The sequence below is a fragment of the Actinomycetota bacterium genome (assembly GCA_040757835.1).
Lineage (GTDB): Bacteria > Actinomycetota > Geothermincolia > Geothermincolales > RBG-13-55-18 > SURF-21.
On sequence record JBFLWJ010000012.1, the window covers coordinates 45,427 to 64,739 of the forward strand.

The 19,313-nt window shown below is 64.7% G+C and carries 17 protein-coding genes; 4 read left to right on the forward strand and 13 right to left on the reverse strand.

Features of this window, described 5'->3' with window-relative positions:
• Window positions 1-298: 298 nt before the first annotated feature.
• The 3 genes from AB1384_10495 to AB1384_10505 are packed head-to-tail and all read right to left on the reverse strand — an operon-like array spanning window position 299 to window position 4,571.
• Window positions 299-1,942, reverse strand: a complete 1,644-nt coding sequence (locus AB1384_10495) for an FAD-binding oxidoreductase (protein MEW6554700.1) — start codon at window positions 1,940-1,942, stop codon at window positions 299-301.
• A gap of 4 nt (window positions 1,943-1,946) precedes the next feature.
• Window positions 1,947-3,167, reverse strand: a complete 1,221-nt coding sequence (locus AB1384_10500) for a (Fe-S)-binding protein (GenBank protein ID MEW6554701.1) — start codon at window positions 3,165-3,167, stop codon at window positions 1,947-1,949.
• A 3-nt stretch (window positions 3,168-3,170) separates the two neighbouring features.
• A complete protein-coding gene (locus AB1384_10505) occupies window positions 3,171-4,571 on the reverse strand; it encodes an FAD-binding protein (GenBank protein ID MEW6554702.1) in 1,401 nt (466 codons plus the stop codon).
• A 270-nt stretch (window positions 4,572-4,841) separates the two neighbouring features.
• On the opposite strand from AB1384_10505, the gene AB1384_10510 reads away from it, so the two are divergent.
• The 3 genes from AB1384_10510 to AB1384_10520 all read left to right on the forward strand — a co-directional run bounded on the left by AB1384_10510 (window position 4,842) and on the right by AB1384_10520 (window position 9,031).
• A complete protein-coding gene (locus AB1384_10510; GenBank protein ID MEW6554703.1) occupies window positions 4,842-5,900 on the forward strand; it encodes an FAD-dependent oxidoreductase in 1,059 nt (352 codons plus the stop codon).
• Between the two features lie 157 nt (window positions 5,901-6,057).
• On the forward strand, window positions 6,058-7,560 hold the full coding sequence (locus AB1384_10515; protein MEW6554704.1) for an NAD(P)/FAD-dependent oxidoreductase: 1,503 nt from the start codon (window positions 6,058-6,060) through the stop codon (window positions 7,558-7,560).
• Between the two features lie 376 nt (window positions 7,561-7,936).
• The gene (locus tag AB1384_10520; protein MEW6554705.1) at window positions 7,937-9,031 is read left to right on the forward strand and encodes a hypothetical protein; all 1,095 of its coding nucleotides are present in this window, start codon (window positions 7,937-7,939) and stop codon (window positions 9,029-9,031) included.
• 121 nt (window positions 9,032-9,152) lie between these two features.
• Here AB1384_10520 and AB1384_10525 read toward each other — a convergent pair whose 3' ends face one another.
• The 9 genes from AB1384_10525 to AB1384_10565 form a co-directional block, all read right to left on the reverse strand.
• Window positions 9,153-10,973, reverse strand: coding sequence for an aldehyde ferredoxin oxidoreductase family protein (locus tag AB1384_10525; protein MEW6554706.1), 1,821 nt, complete (start codon window positions 10,971-10,973; stop codon window positions 9,153-9,155).
• A 17-nt stretch (window positions 10,974-10,990) separates the two neighbouring features.
• Window positions 10,991-11,827, reverse strand: coding sequence for a methyltransferase domain-containing protein (locus tag AB1384_10530; GenBank protein ID MEW6554707.1), 837 nt, complete (start codon window positions 11,825-11,827; stop codon window positions 10,991-10,993).
• An 8-nt stretch (window positions 11,828-11,835) separates the two neighbouring features.
• The gene (locus AB1384_10535; protein MEW6554708.1) at window positions 11,836-12,270 is read right to left on the reverse strand and encodes an SCP2 sterol-binding domain-containing protein; all 435 of its coding nucleotides are present in this window, start codon (window positions 12,268-12,270) and stop codon (window positions 11,836-11,838) included.
• Between the two features lie 355 nt (window positions 12,271-12,625).
• Complete coding sequence (locus tag AB1384_10540) at window positions 12,626-13,294, reverse strand: HAD-IA family hydrolase (GenBank protein ID MEW6554709.1); 669 nt, start codon at window positions 13,292-13,294, stop codon at window positions 12,626-12,628.
• Between the two features lie 90 nt (window positions 13,295-13,384).
• Window positions 13,385-14,005 (reverse strand): histidine phosphatase family protein, encoded by a 621-nt coding sequence (locus AB1384_10545; GenBank protein MEW6554710.1) that lies wholly within the window; start codon window positions 14,003-14,005, stop codon window positions 13,385-13,387.
• 11 nt (window positions 14,006-14,016) lie between these two features.
• Window positions 14,017-14,598 (reverse strand): metal-dependent hydrolase, encoded by a 582-nt coding sequence (locus AB1384_10550; GenBank protein MEW6554711.1) that lies wholly within the window; start codon window positions 14,596-14,598, stop codon window positions 14,017-14,019.
• Window positions 14,599-14,602: 4 nt separating this feature from the next.
• Window positions 14,603-15,181 carry a ribonuclease HI family protein gene (locus tag AB1384_10555; GenBank protein ID MEW6554712.1) on the reverse strand — a complete coding sequence of 193 codons (579 nt, stop codon included), beginning with the start codon at window positions 15,179-15,181 and terminating at the stop codon, window positions 14,603-14,605.
• 40 nt (window positions 15,182-15,221) lie between these two features.
• Window positions 15,222-15,929: a C4-type zinc ribbon domain-containing protein gene (locus AB1384_10560; protein MEW6554713.1), complete on the reverse strand. Its 708-nt coding sequence runs from the start codon at window positions 15,927-15,929 to the stop codon at window positions 15,222-15,224.
• Window positions 15,926-17,047 (reverse strand): Nif3-like dinuclear metal center hexameric protein, encoded by a 1,122-nt coding sequence (locus AB1384_10565; GenBank protein MEW6554714.1) that lies wholly within the window; start codon window positions 17,045-17,047, stop codon window positions 15,926-15,928. The genes AB1384_10560 and AB1384_10565 overlap by 4 nt, the downstream gene beginning before the upstream one ends.
• A gap of 151 nt (window positions 17,048-17,198) precedes the next feature.
• Between AB1384_10565 and AB1384_10570 the strand changes: the two genes are divergently transcribed.
• On the forward strand, window positions 17,199-18,452 hold the full coding sequence (locus AB1384_10570; GenBank protein ID MEW6554715.1) for a metallophosphoesterase: 1,254 nt from the start codon (window positions 17,199-17,201) through the stop codon (window positions 18,450-18,452).
• On the opposite strand, the gene AB1384_10575 is transcribed toward AB1384_10570, so the two are convergent.
• Entirely contained in the window at window positions 18,449-19,237 is a 789-nt protein-coding gene (locus AB1384_10575; GenBank protein MEW6554716.1) for a methyltransferase domain-containing protein, read from the reverse strand. The two genes, AB1384_10570 and AB1384_10575, sit on opposite strands and share 4 nt — an antisense overlap.
• Window positions 19,238-19,313 lie beyond the last annotated feature (76 nt).

The window sequence follows — 19,313 nt, forward strand, 5'->3', positions numbered from 1 at the left end:
GTCCTGCCCCCTCCGAAAGTGACCAGCTCGACACCGGGTTGAGCCGCCCGCCGGTCCCTGCGGCCGGCCGGCGGCATCATTTTACCCAGAAACGCCGTTTTCCGGCCTCGCCGGGATGGGGCTCGTTCCGGCGACGTGTCCGCGCGCCGCCATGGTCCGCTGTCCCCGTTTCCCGGACCCGTCAACCCTCTATGGAACCACCTCCTCCGCTCCCTGCCGGCCGCCTAGCCGGCACCGCCAGGCCCGCCGGCCCGGCTTCGCCATCCTTGCCGGACGCCGCGCCGGCGCCCGTCTTTACTTACAGGCTGAGCTTCTTGCATAGCCCGGTATCGTAGTCCCACCTGCGCGCGGCGATGTTGTTGGGGTCCACCGCCATCTTGAAGGCCACCATGGCGTCGGTGAAGGCCGTCGCGTTGGGCATGGCGAGGGTCATCAGGTCGTCCAGGGTGGGCATGCCCTCTGGCAGCGGCAGGGCCATGCCCTTGTTGAGCGGGATGGCGCCGCAGGCGAGCACCAGGCCCTCGCCCAGGATCCCGGCCATCATGGCCCGCATATAGGTCATGAACATGCGCATGTTGTCGTCCTTGTCGCCCTGGTTGGAATAGAGGTCGTACTCCATGTACGCCGAGCGTCCCATGTGGTAGGGCTGCAGGTAGGTAGAGGCGTCATCGGGCGGCAGGTTGTCCTCGGTGTGCCCGGTCTGGTTGGTGGTCTCTATGCGCATCCTGCGCTCGGCCTCCAGGAAGTTGTCCAGGTGGCCGATGAGGGCGCCGATGAGGAAGGAGCCGCGCACCCGCATCACGCGCACTGTGACGTTGAAGAACTTCTGCCAGCGGTCCATGTTCACGCTGCGCAGGTCGCCCACCAGGTCCTCCATGGCGTCCACGGGGAGGAACTCCCAGCTGTCGTCTATCTCCAGGATGACCTTCTTGAAGACCTCTGCCTTGAGCATGGCCTCCTCCATGGTCGCGCCGGCGAAGATGGAGAAGAGGTTGTTGCGCGGGAAGGCCCCCGCCAGCGCGCTGGCTTGCTGGTTGGTCGCCCCCACGAAGATGCCGAAGAATGAGTTCTGCATGTGGGCCAGCTCCAGGGTGAGGTTCTCGTTGGCCACCTTGTAGAGGACGTCGATGACACACTGCAGGTCGTCCTTCTCGTAGGCGGGGAAGATCTGGTAGATATGCTCGGCCTCGGGGTAGATGCGCAGGGTCATCTCGGTGACCGTGCCCAACTGCCCGAAGGCGTAGCGGAAGAGCGAGGCCATGTCCGGTCCCGGCCCGGGCACATGGGCCTTCACCGCACCGTAGGCGGCCGGCCCCGTCCTGAGGATGGTGCCGTCTGGCATTACCATGGTCATGTCGATTATGTTGTCGATACCGAAGCCGTACTTGGAGGCCAGGGTGTTGATGTTGCAGAAGGCGTGGTTGGAGATGACCCCGGCCGTGGCCGCCGTCGAGGGGTTGAGCACGCGGCATCCCACCTTCTGGGCCTCCACCTGGGCTACCAGGTAGTTGACCCCGGGCTGGATGATCATATAGCAGTTCTCACCGTCGATCTCCAGCACCTTGTCCATGCGCCGCAGGTCCATGATGATGCCACCGTAGAGGGGGATGTGCAGGCCCATGGTGGTGAGCCCGGTGCCCATGGGGATGACGTCCACCTCGCATTCGTTGGCGATGCGGTAGACCTCCGCCACCTCCTCGGTGCTCTCGGGCATGACCACGAGATGGGGATAGGTGGCCGGCAGCGGCCCCTGGTCGCGCGAGTACCCGATGAGGATCACCGGGTCGTCGGTCACCCACTCGGAGCCCAGTATCTCGCTGAGCATCTCCTTGGCGCGGGCTATGCTCTCCGGCCGGTTGTGCCGGGGCTCCACCTCGTGCTGCATGATGATGCCGGAGATGCGCCTTTCCTTGATCTCCTTGGCGATGTCCTTTGTCCACATATCCCTACACCTCCTTCCCCAGCGATTCCAGTAAGACCTCGGCCAGGTCGTAGACCTTCATCTTGCTCCCCGTAGCCTCCACCGCCTGGTTGAACATCTGCACGCAGTAGGGGCAGGTGGTGATGATGGCCTCGGCGCCCGTCCACTCCGCCTCGAAGAGGCGCTCCCTGGCCGTCGCCAGCGCGTAGTCCGGCATGGCGTAACGCACCCCGCCCCCGCCGCCGCAGCAGAGGGAGTTGAAGGTGGCGCGCGGGAACTCCAGCAGTTCCAGGCCGGGGATCGCCCGCAGCACCTTGCGCGGCGCCTCGTAGATGTCGAAGCGCCGCCCCAGCTTGCAGGGGTCGTGGTAGACGGCCTTCAGGGCCACTTCCTTCTGCGGCGCCAGGGCGCCCTTCTTGAGCAGGCGCGACAGTTGCTGGCTGATCTGGTAGACGGTGATGCCGGGGTCCAGCAGGCGCGAGTATTCCTCCTTGAACACCCAGGCCGCGTGGGTATCCGGGGTGACGATGGTCTTTACGCCCAGGGAGTTGAAGGTCTCTATGTTCGCGGCCGCGTATTCCTCGAAGAAATCGCGGTCGCCGATCATGAGCATGAGGGAGCCGTCGCTGATCTCGTCAGCGCCCAGGGTGCCCACGTCGAGGCCCGCCTCCAGCAGCGCCTGGGCCGCGGCGCGTACGGCGTGGCGCAGGGCGGGGTCGCTGGTGTAGGCGTCGCCGGCGTAGAAGAGCACCTCGGCCTTATCGCCGGGCAGCTTCTTCAGCGCCAGGCCCTCGGCCCAGTCGCCGCGCTTCCCCTTGTCGGCGCCGAAGGGGTTGTCGTTCTTCTCGAGGCTCTCGGCCAGGGCCGCGTGCTCGGGCAGGGGGCCCCAGCCCTCGCGCACCGCTTTTTCACGCATGAGCTCGAAGACGCGGGTGGGATGGAGCTGCTTCACCTCGTAGCACTGCTCCTGGCAGGACGAACACAGCATGCAGGTGTAGAGGATGTGCTGCATGGAGTCCGTGGGCTCGATCTCGTTGATGTGCAGGCCGCGGGCGATCTCCATCTTGCCCGAGGCGTAGTAGGCGTCCCAGCGGAAGCGGGTGCCGGACGGGCAGTTGCGCCAGAAGCGTGCCTCGGGGCAGAACTGCACGTGCACCCCCTGGCATATCTTGCACTTGGTGCAAATGAAGTAGTCCTGCTGAAGCTCGTGCAGCACCTCGCGGGGAGCGGTTATCCTCTTTTTCATCTCCTACACCCCCTCCAGCAGTTGCTCGGGGTTCATGAGGCCCGAGGGGTCGATGACGTTCTTGAAGGTCTTGAGGATCTTCAGGAAACCCGCGTCGGCGCGCCCGTAGACCATCTTCGCCGCCTCTCCGGTGGGACGGTCTATGAAGCTGCGCTCGTCGATGAGCTTGGCATAGGAGGAGCGGTAGATGTCCGCCGCCTCCGCCGCCTCCGCCTCGTCCGCGGGGTCGAAGTAGAGGTCGCTCTCGCAGTAGCAGGACGCTCCGAAGTAGGTGGGGATGAGCGCCTGGCCCACCTCGTCCGCCGCGTAACCCTTGGACTGCGCGATATCGCGCACCGCGGCCAGCAGGCCCGGAGCGCGCTTATAGAAATCATAATGCTCGATGAAGGTGGTGCGTCCCCTGAGGTAATCGCGGTCGAAGATGTACCAGGGTTTCTGGAACTTGTCGTCCATCATCTGCGCGAGTTCGCCGTCGATCTCCTTCGCCCCGGAGGACTCGGCGTCCGCGCGCACGTACTTCTCCCACAGGTCCACCAGTTCGGTGTGGTGCTCGATGCTGATGGCCGTGGTCCAGGGGGGGAGCTTCTCCCGCAGGGAGGCCGCCGCGCCCGCGTCCTTGCCGAGCAGCACCGAGAGGTAGCGGGAGTTGGCGGTCACGCACTCGAAACAGTGCTCTTCGCGGTTCACCTTGTAGGCCAGTTGCGCCGCCGGCTCCAGCTCGTCGAAGCCGAAGAGGAGGACGCGCCGCTTCTCCCTGATGGGGTAGATGTAGACGATGGCGTAGTAAGGGATGCCGAAGATATCTTCCGAGGCGCCGAAGAAGAGGGAGAACTGCGGCCCCTGGTCCTCGCGGAAGTCGGCGATGCCTTCGGCGGTCATCTGCTGCGAGCCGGACACCCAGATGCGCCCGTCCGAGAGCACGGCGTGAAAGATGGACAGGTTGGGGAAGCGGTAGACCGCGTTGCCGTTCAAGACGTCGCGGTCGAGATAGGAGCGCAGGACGGAGCGCGAGGTCGCGTTGGCGGGATTGAGCACCTTGCAGCCCATCTTGCGCAGCTCCTTGTCCAGCTGCTCGTAGGTGACACCGGCGAAGATGTGGGCCATTAGGTTGCGCCGGTCAAGTTCCTTGATGGAGTCCATGCGCGAGAGGTCTATGAGCAGACCCTTGCGGGAGGCGAGGCCGTTGTCCATCTTCTCCCGGCGCACCGAAAAGAGGGGCATCTTCGCCCTGTCCGCCGCGTCCGCCACCTCCGCCAGTTCGTACTCGTCCGCCGGCCTCACCAGAACCAGGCCGGTCTCCTTCACCGGGTCCGCGAAATAGGGCGCGAGCGCCGCGGCCCCCGTCTTGACATTGTCTTTGCCCACGAACTCCGCGAGTTCGCCGGTAATATCCGCCACTGCCATCGACCTACCTCCTTGCCTTAACCGCGGGCCGCTCCGCGCAGGGGAAGGGCCTCTCAAACAGTGTTGCCATCAAGCCGGATTTGCATACATTCCCGATATATTATATATGTTATAGTGAACGACTGGTCAGTCATACACAGCCGAATTGATTATATGGCCGACGGGGTCAGGTGTCAATCGGTCGGTAGCTGGGAAGTTTGTGTTTATCCAGGTAGAAGGCTATAATATATTTTCGACACGGAGTCAGAAACAGGGATGAGGAGGACAAAAATGGCTGAGGTGACCATCGTTGGGGGCGGGCTGGCGGGCATGACCGCCGCCATAAACCTGGGCAGGCGCGGCCATGATGTGGTTGTGCTTGAGCGGGAGGAGCGTCCCGGGGGCTCCGCTCTCTACCACCCATCCGGACAGGGCAGTCCCCTGCGACTGGAAGCGTTGCAGGAGTACGTGGGTTTCGAGATCACGCCGGGCGTGGAGCCCATCAGGAACATGAGCGAGATCGTGGGGGGGAGAGAGCTGAAGGTGGATGCCTCGCGCATCAACGGCATCTTCTTCGAGCGTGGTCCCCGCTCCACCAGCCTGGACAGCCATCTCCACGAACTGGCGAGGGAGACCGGGGTGGAGGTGCGCTTCGGGACGCCGGTGCAGTCCCGCGAGGACATGGCCCAGCTGCCGCCCAACACCATCGTTGCGACCGGGCTACATTTCGAGGGGTTCGACGCCCTCGGCGTCCCCTACCTCACCTCCCATCATTTCACCTACAAGGGGACCTGCGATCCGGACCTCAACTACGTACACATGTTCCACGACACCTACACCAGCGATTACGGTTACACCTCGGCCTTCCGCGGCATACGCTACGTGCACCTCTTCAACCGCCTGCGGCCGATATCCCTTACGGGCAGGGACCGTTTCGCGGAGCACGTGGCGAGCTTCGACGGCTTCGAGGTGCCGGAATGGAACAGCTTCACCTTCCCTGTACCGGCCGCGTCGATCCATACCCCGCGCATCTACGTCGGCAGCAAGATCCTGGCCGGGACCCTGGCCGGTGCCATGGACCCCGTGGCCTTCTTCGGTCTGCACGGGGCGCTGGTCTCGGGGCGCATCGCCGCCATGGCCATAGAGGACAAGGAGCGCGCCTGGCAGGAGTTTCGCAAGTGCGTCTCGGTGTTCCCGGTGGCGTACCTGCTCTCGCGCGCCATGCAGCTGCAGCCACGGCGCTTGAGCATGCTCGCGTTCTGGATGGCCTTCAAGAACTTCGAGCGCATAGGGCTGATTCCGAAAGTGATCAAGGAAGGCGTGCCCGGATACCGCTGCCTTCCCAAATAGAAGTGCAAGGGGTCAGGTCTTGGATTTTGGATACCGGAGTATGTATTTCCATTTTATAGCAATTTACCCTTCAATATGCAGGCCTTTTAGGAACGGCATCGAGTCTTGGCGATCAAAAAACAAGACCTGACCCCACAGATCAATGGAGGTGTGTGAGATGGCGGGAGAGGGAAAGAAGGTCCTGGTGATCGGTTCGGGACCAGGGGGGTCCAGCGTGGCCGCCCTGCTGCAGGCGCGCGGCTACAGCGTGACCCTGCTGGACCGCAACGAGTTCTATGGCGGTAAGTGCTGGTCGTTTACGCGCGACGGCTACGTGGTCGACTCCGGGGTGCACATGTTCTCCATGGGCCCATCCGGCCAGTTCGGCGACGTCAACCGCCTGGTGCGGGGCGACCTGGAGTGGTGTACCGCCAACCCCAGCGAGCACCTGCTGGTGGCGGGAAAATACCGCCTCAACCTGTACCAGAGCCTCTTCGACCCCCGCGCCGCCCTCACGAACCTCGCCACCAACATGCGCATCGCCAGGGACGTAATCGCGGAGAAGATCACCCCCGGTAAGATGAGCAAGGAGCTGGACCGCGAGGTATACCGCGCCGCAAAGAAGAACTCACCCCTGGAGACCCTGCGCGCGGTGGCGAAGATCGCCACGCTCAACCCCTCCTACCTGGCGGAGCTGGACGAGATCACCCTGCAGGAGTTCCTGCACCGCATCACCGACGAGACCTTCCCGCTGCAGGGCATCTCCGCGCTCTCCACCCTATTCACCGTGATCCCGTTCAGCGAGCTGAGCGCGGGCGAGTTCATGTGGTGCTTCGCCAACACCTTCCGCAAGCGGACCCTGGGCGTGCCCCGCGGCGGCTCGCGCGAGATACCCGGCGCGTTCCTGCGCGCTCTTGCGCGCAACGGCGGTGAGGTGCGCCTGGGCTGCGAGGTAACCAGCATAACCGTGCGCGACGGTAAGGTCCGCGGGGTGGTGACCTCGGAGGGCGAGGAGATAGCCGCGGACATCGTCATCTCCAACGCCGGCATCAAGCGCACCCTGGAGATGGCCGGCGAGGAGAGCTTCCCCGCCGACTACGTCTCCTACGTTAAGGGGCTCAAGTACTCCTACGCCTACATCACCACCAAGTACGGCCTGGACCGCCGCGTGGTCGACATCCCCGCGCCCGGCTTCTTCAGCATCCCCGCGGTGGACCCGGACCACATGTTCGACTACGTCGAGGAGGGCACGGTGCCCGACGACATCTTCCTCTTCACCCCCATCCCCTCGGAATGGGACCCATACGCGGCGCCCCCCGGCAAGCAGCTGGTCATCTGCGGGGTGGTGGCTCCCATCGAGGTAAACAAGGAAAACATCGCCCATTGCGAGAGGCTCCTGGACCGCGGGGAGGAGAGGCTGCAGGCGATCTTCCCACAGATGGCAACCCACATCGAGTGGAAGATGCGCACCCACATCGCCCACACCGCCTCAATCACCGGAAAGCCCACGGGAGAATGCATCGGCCTGGCCCAGTGCGTGGGCCAGACCGGAGTGCACAAGCCCAAGCCCTGGACACCGGTGAAGGACCTGTGGCTGGTGGGCACGGACGCGGGAGCGCGCGGCATCGGCACCGAGCAAGCCGCCGGGAGCGCCCTCTACGTGGCCAACCTCCTGGGCTAAGTAACCTGTCCTGGTGATGCGGCAACCCCGGGATCGCTGCGCTGCCCGCAGTCGATTCAAGTGACTGCCGGGGTGGCACGGACCGGGGTTGACCCCGAACGTGTCTCGGGCGTGATGTAGTGTAATCACCCAGGCGGAACGGCGTTATTGAGAGTGTGAGGCCGCAAGCTGCAGGGGCGATCCCGGGACATGCGGCGGATCCGGCTCCGTGGTTTGCCTCAAACGTACCGGTTCCCGAGAGAGGCTTACCGTTTCCCGGGAAAGTCTAAAGGTCGCGTCTTATATGCCGTAATTACAGGCGAGAGGAGTGCATCCGTCTCCATTGTGTCGTATAGGTTGGGGACGCAAACAGAGGACGCAAAGACAGGGAGGGTGAGTGAAGTACCGCCGCTGCAAGCTGTGCGGCATACCCCGCCGCATCAGCCGCATACACAGGTGGGAGACCAACGGCACCATCGTCAATAAACGCTTGCCCGGTGTCCGGCACGTGTTCATGGAGGCAGACTTCCTGCCCGAGCTGAGGCGACGAATCTCTAGTGGCCTGGATTTCCCCGTCAACCGCATCTTCTACGAGGCCGAGCGCAACTCGGTGCGCGTAACCGTCGAGGGTTTTCTCAAGGGCCCTTTCCTGAGGACGGTCGCACGCATCCCCATCTTCCGCAGGGCGGCGGTGCACTATTTCAACAACCTGGCGCGGGAGACGGGCACCGCCAACTCGAAGACGGTGGCTTACCACTCCGGCAGGTACGGGCTGGCACGCATGCACAACCCCTTCGATCTCGACCTCATGGCCGCGGTGGTGGCGGGAGCGTTCGAGGCCCTGGAGAAGAAGCCGTTCCGCTCGTTCTGGAAGAAGGAAAACGGGAGCTACCTGCTCAGGGTGGAGGTCGAGGAGGAGAAACCGGAGATCTCCGCTCGCCTCGAGATCAGGCGCGAACCTGTCAAGGGAGGGGATTTTCACCTGCACACCTGCCCGCGCTGCGGGCTGCCTGCCGAGCTGAGCCACCTGGAATGGCTGGAGGACGAGGGCAAGATCATCGACCGGCGCCGCGGCATCCGCGTGATCAACCTCGACGGCTCCACCGCCAGGCTGGTCATCCGGGAACTGATAGAGGAACTCGGGGAATCGGTGATCCCCATCATCGTCAACGCCAAACGCGACTACACCCTGGTGATGCTGGAAGACCTGGGCATGGAGCCCGGGCTCGACGAGGACAAGCGCGTCGAGGCGCTGCGGGATATGCTCTCCATGCTCCCCCTCTACGGCTGGGGGCTGGCCACGGACATGGAGTACGTGCCCGGCAGCACCCTACGGGTGTGGGTGGACAACCCCTTCGACGAGTACCTAATCGCCGGCAGGCTGGCGGCCTTCTACGAAGTCGCCGAGGGAAAGAGGGCACGCGTGGAGTGGAGGGAGAACGACCCCGCGAGCATCACCTACATCCTCTCCCCTGCCGGGGTCAGCCCCTGACATGTGACATTTTCCTAACGGCGTAATCTTTTCAGGTCTTTCTTTGCTGAAAATGTCACGTGTCAGGGGCTGACCCCCAGCTCTCTACCCAAAGAATGTCACATGTCAGGGGCTGACCCCATTACAGCTCGAGCTTGGAGGCGGGGATCCTGCCTTCCTCGTCCAGCCCCGCGAGTTCGTAAATCTCGGTGAGCATCCTCTCCATGTCGGGTACCGAGCCGGCGTTGGTCCCGTCCTCGGTGGGGGTCAGGGCCTTGGGCGGCAGCACGTCGTCGTTGCGCCCGGAACCACGCAGGTTGAGGATGTGCCGCTTCAGGTACCAGATGCGCCAGCCGCATTCCATGAGCTCGTCCAGGGTGAAGTCGAAGCCGGTGGCGACGCGCATCATCTCCACCTGGTCGTCCAGGTTGAGGAATGCTCCGATGAACTCGCACATGCACAGCGAGTTGAAGAGCTGTCCGATGGCCAGGCACTTCCAGGTCAGCTCCGCCTTGCCCTTGCTGGTCATGCCCTTGAAAGGCCCTTTCAGACCCACCTCGGGCCAGGAGCCCATGCCCCCCTCCGCCAGCAGGTTGACGGAGTTGAGGTGGCAGGCGCCGCGGGCGCTCATGACGTATCCCAGGCCGTAGCCGTGGTAGCCGCGGGGGTCGTGGGCCGGGAAGTCGAGGCCGCGTACGGTGACTGCCAGTTCCGGCGCACCCAGCTCAGTGGCCAGGGCCAGGGAACCCCGGGCCATGTTCTCGCCGAAACCCTCGCGGGCGGAGGTGAGGCGGATGGCCTCCAGGGCAGCTTCCATGTTGCCCCACGTGAAGTCCAAGCCGGTGCGGTCCGGATTCGCGATGCCTTTCTCCTGGGCCTCCATTAGCAGCGCGATGACCGCCCCCATGGCGATGGTGTCCATGCCCAGGCGGTTGCAGAGGTCATTGGCCTTGGCCACGGCTTCCAGGCTGGGGTTCATGATGTTGGTCCCCATCATGCACACCGTCTCGTACTCCGGCCCTGCGTGCTCGTGCATGGCGAAGGGCCCCTCTTCCACCTTGACCACACGCTTGCAGCGTACGCTGCATGCGTAGCATCCGATTATCTTCACGAGGATGTTGTCGTTGTAGTAGAAGGAGTTGAGGGTATCGAGGGCGTCCAGCCACTCCCCGACGCTCCAGTTCTTCACCGGCACGTCCCCCGAGAGCATGCCGGTGTCCAGGGCGCCGTTGGTCCCCATCTCGTGCAGGGTGCCGGCCAGGATGCCGCCCTTGAGCTTTTCGGCCAGGCGCTTGCTCAGCGCCTTGGCCGCCTCGGGGTCGGCGTATTTCATCTTGCCGCCGCCCCGCACCGCCACCGCCTTGAGGTTCTTGGAGCCCATCACCGCACCCAGGCCACAGCGGCCCGCGACGCTCCCGATCTCGTTGACGATGGCCGCGAAGCGCACTCCGTTCTCGCCCGCGGGCCCGATCTGCATGGTGCGCACGCTGCCGCCGCTCCCCTTCAGCTCCTCCTGCAGCCGCTCGTTGGTCTCGTAGGCGTCCATGCCCCAGAGGTGGGAGGCGTCGCGCAGCTCCGCCATATCGCCGTCCAGCCAGAACATAACCGGCTTGTCCGCTCTGCCCTTGAAGATGATGCCGTCGTAGCCGGCCAGCTTCACCGCCGCGCCGAAGGACCCGCCCACGTTGCACTCGCCCCACAGGCCGGTGAGCGGGGACATTGCCACCACCGAGGACCTGCCGCTGCCGGGAAAACTGGTCCCGGTGAGGGGACCGTTTATGAACATGAGAGGATTAGCGGGCGAGAGAGGGTCCACCAGGGGATCAAGCTCCTTTGCGAAGAGGTATGCGCCGATGCCCGTGCCCCCTATATACTTCCGGTAGACCTCCTCCTCGAGTTCCTTAATCTGTGTCTGGCCGCTACCCAGGTCGACCTCGAGGTAGCGTGTGGTAAAACCTTTCATCCCTTCTTTCCTCCCACTTACTGTTTGAAGCCCCAGATATACACGCACGGCAGGATGTCCCTGTAGGAGGGTTTGGCCGATTGTGCGGCCAGCCTCCTCGCCACCCTCAATATCTCGTCGCCGCTGGCGCCGTGCCGGTGCCAGCAAACCGCCAGTGACAGCTCCCCGGGGAGGCTGCCGGTGAGCTCTTCCAGGGCCTCCTCCTCCCCGCTGTAGCGGCGTGTCACGTCGGCATGCCAGGTGAAAGAGTCCACTTCCACGAAACCGGCTTCCCTTACCAACTCCACCATATCAGCCCGCCCGAAGTCGTACGCCGGGTGCTGTCTCGCGAGGATGCCTGTCAGCTTCCGCCACAGGTAGGAGTCATCACCCCAGTCCATGGTGAGCTCCTCCTCGGAGAGCACCGGCTCGAAGATGGAGATGGCGCCACCGGGACGCAGCACGCGCGCCGCTTCCCGCAACACCGCCGGACGGTCCGGGACGTAGCTGAGCACCGACCTCGCCACCACCGCGTCCACCGCTCCGTCCTCCAGGGGGAGCCTGGAGATGTCGGCTTGCAGGGTACGCAGGCTTGATAGACCCTTCTCTTCCGCCCTGCCGGCCAGCTCCCGCAGCGCGCCCGGACTGGAATCAACCGCGTATACCAGGCCTTGCGGCCCCACGATCCTGGCCGCTTCAAGGGAGAGAAATCCCAGGCCGCACCCGAGATCGACGACCCGGGAGCCCAGCGCGAGGCCGGCCTTGTGCACGACGCGGTCCCTCACCTGTGAGCGCAGGATGTGCAGTTGGCGGTCTATCGACGCGCCCTCACGCTCCGTCTCGTCCAGCCATTTCGCCCAGATGTCCGACGGCAATGTTTAGGCTAGTCCTCTTCATCTTCCTCGATGATCAGGTCATCGAGCCCCTTGCTCTTGAGGAGACCGATATAGATGGCGTAGGCGGGCTTGATCACCGGTAGCATCTTGAGCAGCTTGGGCACCGATCCCTCGGCGTCGATCTCGCCGCTGGAGAGGGCCCCCAGCAGGTTGAGCTGCCCGCACCAGAAGGCGTGCGCCGTGTCCAGTTCCATGGAGAGGGTCGCGTCGGGCTCCCATGCCTCCCCAGGTCCGCCCGGGTATACCTTGACCTCGTCGCCCCTGCAGTCGATCCAGTATTCTCCCTCCGGGTCACGGTAGTCGAACTTCACCAGCAGGTTGGAGTCCAGGGCCTTCTGGCGGATGGCGTCGTCCTGCATCAACTCGTCGAACACCCCCACGAGCAGGTCGTAGAATACCTGGATGTCTGTGAAATACGGCATGTCGTTCCTCCTCTCGAGCGTATCTTCCCTCGCGTCCTAATACTTATCTCCAAAATCGTGCCGCTTGAACCATTTCACCCGTCTCAAACGGGCGAGGCTAGGATGGTGCAAGGGCCCTCCGATGCTTCTCTTTCGTCCTAGGAGGGGTTTTTATGGACCTTTACCCGGAAGGCCCTTCACCAAACTTTTACTCCGCTCCCCCGTGCTCCGGACACAGCAGCGCAATCCGCCTTGGTGGTGGATCAGCGGGAACGGGAAAGACGCTTTGCGTTGTGGGGTACAGCGAAACTCGCCTTGCGGCGCGCGGACGTGCATTAAATTATCACGCCGTTGGGCAAGTGTCAAACAGATGGGGTCAGATGCCGGGGAAGAGGGTGAGGAGGGCCGGCGGGTCGGGTATCCAGTAGTCCGGCCTCTCCGCCTCCAGTGTCTCGCGGGCGAAAGGTCCCCAGGCCACCGCTCCCGCGAGCACGCCGGCGGCGCGGGCGCAGCGCAGGTCGTATGGGCTGTCGCCGATGAAGGTGGCCTGCGCGGGCACGGTCGCCAGGCGGTCCAGAGCCTCGAGCACCGGTTCGGGGTGGGGCTTGTGCAGGGTGGTATCGTCGGCGGTGATCACCACCTCGAAGAACCCGTCCAGGCGGAAGAACGCGAGATCGGGGAGGGCGCTGAAGTCGCGCTTGGAGGTCACCACCCCCAGCCGGTATCCCCTCTCGCGAAGCCCGGCCAGGGATTCCCTGATGCCGGGGAACTCGCGCACCATCTCGTCGTGGTGCTGCGAGTAGAGGTTCTGATAGAGGGAGAATATCTCGTCGGCGCGCCCCCGGTCGATGTCCCGAGCCTGCAGATGCAGGGGACGCCCGATCTCCGAGAGGATCTGTCCGTCGCTGCGCGGCGGCAGCTCCAGGATGCGCAGGGTCTCGCGGAAGCAGAATATGATGAGCTCGATGGTGTCGGCCAGGGTGCCGTCGAGGTCAAAGAGGAGGACGCTCAGGTTCTTGAGCGTGTCACTCGATGCGTCCGGCAATGTCGTCCCTCCTCCATCATCCGGCTTGTCCCGTGCATATGCCTCCGCCGCTTCACGGCATGTCTCCGGGAATAAGACGAGCCCAGTTCCTCAACGGAGGTGCTGGGTCTCGTTGACCAGCGTGACCATGGCCGTCTCCGGGATACCGCCGTCGAAGAACTTGACGGTGGAGATGGAGGCCAGGTCTATCTGCAGGCGGAACATGTCGTCGATGTCCATCTTCAGCGCCTCGCAGAGGATGCCGCGAATGGGGCCGCCATGGGCCACGACCAGGACGCGTTCGTTCCCGGGGTGGCGGGCGGTTATCTCCCGCATGGCAGCCATCACCCTTTCCCTCACCGCGCCGAAGTCCTCGCCGCCTGGGATTGGCACAGATGAGGGGTTGCGCATCCACTTGCCAACCGTCTCGCCCTCCTCCGCGAAGAGGTCGGCGATGAGCTGGCCGTCCCACTCCCCCATGTCCACCTCCATCAGGCCCTGCATCACCTGTACCTGCAGGCCGTTGGCCTCCGCTACCGGGCGGGCGGTCTCCCGGCAGCGCCGCAGGGGGCTGCAGTAGACGGCAGCCAGCTCCATGCCGTCGAAGAAATCCCTCACGCGCTCGGCCTGCTTGAGCCCGGTTTCGTTCAGCCCGACGTCCAGGCGTCCCAGCAGGCGCTTCTGGACGTGGTAGTCGGTCTCACCGTGTCGCAACAGATAAGCTGTTCCCATGGCGTCATATTCTATGTGCATCCGCGGGGGAAGGCAAACGGGGTCAGGGAGGGCGAGACACCGCTAACCACGAAGCCCTTGAGGGTGCGCCAGTTCTTCACTCCCAGGTAGCGCAGGGAGATGACGAGCAGCGCCGCTCCCGCGATCTCGGTGGACCAGAACATGGGGTCTCGCAGGTACTCAAGGATCTGCTCGATGATGGTCCCCTGTGAGGGGTAGCGCAGGAAGGGCCCCATGGCGGGCCACCAGGCGGTGGCGGCCTCGGTCCAAATGCGGTCCAGCACCAGGTGGCCGGCCACCCCGCAGGCCAGAAGGAGGATGCGGCTGTCCCCCCGCCTCTTCAGGCCATAGGTGCCGGCGACGAGGAGGAGCAGGGAGAGGGCGAAGGTGTGGGCGAAGATGCGGCCGTTCTCGAAGTGGGGCTTGAAGAGGACTTCCCCCACCGCCTTGTCGATGATGTCCGGCAGTACCGCCCCGGCCAGCAGCCACCTCAGGTCCGGCGCCCTTGACACGAAGCCGCGGTTCTCTCCCCACCAGGTGGAGACCAGGGCGGCGGGGGCGGCGGTGAAACCGAGGTGGGCGAAGAAGAACATGCCCTTACGCCTCCGGCTCCAACTCAGGTCCAGGTTCCAGCTCCGGCTCTTCCTCCGCGAAGAGCTCCTCCTGGCCCTCGGGGGGAGAGAGCGGTTTTCGGGCGGGAAAGCCCTGCACCGGGGCTCCCTCGTCGAGTGCCCGGTTGGCCAGCTCGTCCGCGACGGCGTTCTCCGCGCGGGGTACATGGGTGATCTTCCAGTCCCGGTAGCGCAGCAGCATGGACATGACCTGGGCGTTGAGGCTGTGCAGGGTCTTCTCCCTGACGCGGTACTCCCCCTTGACCTGCATGGCCATGAGCTCGCTGTCGGTGTAGATGCGCAGCCGGTCCACCTCGAAGACGGAGAGCAGCCGCAGCGCGTGCACCAGGGCGGTGTACTCGGCGTAGTTGTTGGTGGTCTGGCCGATGGCCTCCCCGAAGGCGGCGACCCGCCTGTCCTCGCGGGTGAGCACGAGCACCCCGATGGCGGCGGGCCCGGGGTTTCCCCGCGCTGCCCCATCGACAAAGACGTGCAGCTCCTCGAATCGCCTCGCTCCCTGGAAGGCCGCCTCCACCACGCTCTTTTTGCTCTTTCTCTTCTCCACCTCTCACCGCCTCGTCCGGGCCGTGTGCCGGTCCGCCCCGCTATTTCACCAGAATGCGCCCGCAGTTGGTGCAGTAATACGCGCCCTCCGACTTGAGAAAGCGGTCGTATTCGATCCCCGGCAGCTCCACTCGGCAACCCTGGCACACCCCGTCCACCACCTTGACCACCGCCAGGTGGTGCTTGCTCTCGAGCAGCCTGTCGTATTCCTCCAGCAACTCCTCGTCGATCCGTTCGCGCAGGCCTTCCCGTTCCTTCTCCAGTTGCGCGGCCTCGGCCACGATCTCGGCCAGCTCGCCCTCGAGCAAAGCCTTCATCTCGGCGATCTCCGCCTGCAGACTCTCCTGCGCCGCCCGCAGCTCCTCCAGCTCCGCTCTCTTCGCGTCCTGGGCCTCCATCTCCTCGAGCTCCTCCGTCTCCAGGTCGTCCTTCTTGCGCTTGAGGGAGCGAACCTCTGCCTCCAGCCCGCGCAGCTCCTTGGGGTTGGTCACCTTGCCGTCGTAGAGCTTGCCCTCCTCGCGGGAGAGCTTCTCATCCAAGCCCTGGACCTTCTCCTCGATGGACCGCAGCTTCTTTCGCGACTCCTCCATGCCGGCCATAGCCTCCTCCAGCCCGGCCCCGGCCGCCTCCCTTTTCTCCTCCAGCCCATCCAGCTCCGCCTTGAGGGGATGGCCTTCCTCGCGGTTGCGCAACTCCAGAATGCGGGTGTCCAGTTCCTGGACCCTGAACAAAGCCTCCAGCTCGTTCACTCGCTACCTCCATCGATCCAGGGGCAAGTATTTACTTCCGAAGCGATAATCTCCACCGTGAGCCCCGCTTCCCGGGCCCGCCGCGCCAGCAGCTCCGCCAGGCGCGGCACCGCCGGCCTCTCGGTATGGTAGTGGCCAGCGTCGATCACCGCCAGGCCAGCCGCCGCGACCTCCTGTGCCTGATGATAGCCGATGTCGCCGCTGACGAATACCTGGGCGCCGGACCGCAGGGCCTCCGAGGTCAGTCCCCCGCCGCTCCCCCCGCAGACGGCGACGCGGGACACCGCGGCGGAGAGTTCACCGGCGACACGCAGCGTAGGGTTTTCCAGCAGCTCGCGGCACCTGTCCGCCAGTTCACCCAGGCTCACGGGGACGGGCAGGTCGCCCACGACTCCCATGCCGGCGCCCGACGGATTATGCACGCGGTAGAGGTCGTAGGCGACCTCCTCGTAGGGGTGGCTCGCCAGCAGCGCCGCGACCGCAGCGTCCTCCCTCCCCGTTTCCACCGCCACCTCCAGGCGGATCTCTTTCACCTGGTTGGGACCGGAGGCGTCGCCGTAGGCTGGGTCGGTGCCGGGCCCCGGCGTGAAGGTGCCCGTCCCCTCCACCCGGAAGGAGCAGCCGGTGTAGCCGCCGATGACCCCCGCGCCGGTTGCGAAGAGCGCGGCGCTCACCGCGGCCGCGTGCTCTGGTGGGACGAAGGTGACCAGCTTGTACGCCTCCCGTGGCGGTGCCGTCAGCGGGCGCCGGTCACGCAGCCCGAAGAGGTCGGCCAGGGCCGCGTTGACCCCGTGGGGGGAGGCGTCCAGGCTGGTGTGGGCGGCATAGACCGCCACCTCCGCGAGGAGGGCGTCACTCAGCAGCGCCGTGCCGGGTTCGTCCGTGACCAGGCGGCGCAGGGGATGGAAGATGGGCGGGTGGTGGCAGACGACGAGACCGGCCTCCATCCCGCGCGCCTCCCGTAGCACCTCCGGGGTGAAATCCAGTGAGGTGAGGACCTTGTCTATCTTTGCCCGCGCCGAGCCCAACTGCAAGCCGGCGCTGTCCCAGTCCTCGGCAGAGCCGGGAGGGGCGATCTCCTCCATAAGGGCGATGATGTCGCTTACGCTGCAGGTCATCCGTCTCTCCACTTGCCGCGGGAAATCACTCATCATTATACGGGTACCCGGCAGCCACTTGATAGAGCGGAAACCTATCTGCCGTAGGGCCTATCAGGGGTGTTATACTCATGCATTGACTGGAGGATCTTGACGGGAACGGCGGTCGGGAATGGCCAAGAACACGTATATCGTCAGCGACCTGCACATCGGGGCGGGCGATTACCTGGACGATTTCGACGAGGACGCGGGGTTCAGGGAGTTCCTCGACACCGCGGCCGCCCGCCGCAACGCGGAGCTGATCATCAACGGCGACTTCATCGACTTCGTGGCGGTCAACCTGGAGAAGCATTCGGCGCGCCCTTTCTCGCGCCTGGGTGGCACCGAGGCCGAGTCCGTGGCCAAGCTGGAGCGGGTTCTGGGGGCGCACCCCGACATCTTCATCTCCCTGCGCGTGTTCATGGAGAAGGGGCACCGCATCGTCCTGGTGCCCGGCAACCACGACGTGGACCTCTTCTGGCCGCGGGTACGCGACCGTCTCGTGGAAGAGCTGGGGGGTCCGGACTCCGACCACTTCCATTTCGAGTCCAGCGGCATCTACCGCTCCGGCGCGCTCTACGTCGAACACGGCAACCAGTACTACGCCGACAGCGTCTTCGAGGACTTCACCCACCCCTTCCTGCGAGACCCCAAGACGGGCGAGCAGCGGCTGGAGCGCAGCTGGGGCAACTGTTTCCTGGAATACTTTTCCAACGGGATGATGAGCGAGCGCAACCCCTTCATCAACAACGTGCGCCCCATCCCCAACATGGTCTTCCTGGGCCTGCAGGACGAGAGCCTGTGGTTCAAGATGGCCTACGCCTACAAGCTGCTGCACTTCATGTCCCGGGTGGGCTTCCCGCCGTTCAAGGAGAGCCGGGACCTGCTGCAACGCAAGCGCGAGGGCCGCATCGACTCCTGGGGCTACACCCGCAAACGTTTCATGGACCTGGTCTCGGGGCGTGGAAAGGTGGAGCTGCAGGGGCTGGAGGACGCGGAGGCGCTCTCCCTCGAATTTCCCCCGGAGGACGAGGAGGACGGCAACGCCCAGGACGGCCTGCTCCTCGACTCCCTGGCCACGCGCGAGGACGCGCTCTCGGTGGCCGCACGGGAGATACTCCTGTCGGAGGAGGGGGTGGACGCCGTGGTAATGGGCCACGACCACCGGTACTATTCCAACGAGCTGCAGCCGGTGCTCGGGGGGCGCAAGGGTAAGTACTATGTGAACACGGGGACCTGGATCCCCATGTTGTTCTTGACCCGCACCAAGCGGCAGCTGCGCTGGCGGGACCTGGAGGACGAGAGCCTCTACCAGCAGCTTCTTACCTACGCCGTGGCCAGGAAGGGGCTGCACGGCACCACCGTCTCGCTGCGCCGCATAGCCTAGGACTTGGAGCAGATGAGCTGCATGAACTTGCCGATGCCCTTGAGGTGAGGCTCCTGCCCCGCCCGCTCCTCGAGGGCCAGCATCCCCTTGAAGCACTCCCCCTCCGCGAAGAGCGAGCAGTCGATGAACTCCGAGAAGACGAGCAGGCCGTACTTGCCGTCGATGTTGTATCCCAGGGGCTCGAGCAGGGCGATCATCTCGTCGTCGGAATACAGGTGCCCGCGCCCGCTGTGCAGGTCGGTCGCGAACTCCTCCACCTCGAAGCTGTCCATGGCCTCCCCCACGTTCTCGTCCACGATGATCTTGCGGGTTATGAGGCCGTAGCGGTTGAGGAATACCAGGGAGAGCGTGCCCCGGGGCTTGAGCACTCGGGTGATGACGTTGAAAGCCCGCAGCGGGTCGTCCACGTACTCGATGGTCTCATGGCATACGATGAGATCGAACTCGTCTTCGATGCTGCACTCCAGGTCCTCGATGCGCTCGTTGAGGAAGCGCATAAGGCCAGTGCGGTCGGGCAGTTGCTCCCGCGCCCTCTCCTCCGCCGTCTGCAGCAGGCAGGCCTGCGGCTCCAGCATGGTCACTTTGTGCCCCGTCGCTGCGAAGCGCAAGGCCACCTCCCCCAGGCCGCTGCCGACGTCGAGCACGTTCAGCTCGCCGCTGCGCTTGATGGTCCCCTCCAGGTGGGAACAGAGGAAACGGAAGGCCAGCTCGGCCTCGAGCCGGCTGGCCGGTGTCTCGGCCTTCTCCATGAGCAGTTCGGCTTTTTCCTCCGGTGTGGGGTCCATGATCGCTCCTCCGCCTTGCTCTCCTCTCGCCCGTGTAACCATCATAGGGCCGCCGCGCGAAGACGGTCAACACGCG